The following is a 231-nucleotide window of genomic DNA, read 5'->3' on the forward strand; positions in this document are numbered from 1 at the left end:
CTATTGACACGTGCGGGCGAAGCCAGCTTTGAATTAGGCTGCCAGCTGTGGCCGCTGGCGCAGCTTTGGTTGACCTTGTGCGGGCACGGCAGCAATGGCGGCGCTGGTTATGTGGTGGCGCGACTGGCGCAGGCAGCAGGATTGAACGGGGAGGTGCTGGCGTGCGCCGGCAGCAAAGGCCTGCCAGGAGGGGCGCAGCAGGCGCAAGACCGATGGCTGGCGGAGGGGGGG

Annotated in this window: 1 protein-coding gene; it reads left to right on the top strand. The window is 67.5% G+C overall.

From position 1 onward, the window contains the following. On the top strand, positions 1-231 hold a 231-nt coding region (locus tag KVT28_RS27280; protein ID WP_305801851.1), incomplete at both ends, for an NAD(P)H-hydrate epimerase.

The organism is Pantoea sp. GbtcB22 (genome assembly GCF_019091025.1).
GTDB lineage: Bacteria > Pseudomonadota > Gammaproteobacteria > Enterobacterales > Enterobacteriaceae > Pantoea > Pantoea leporis.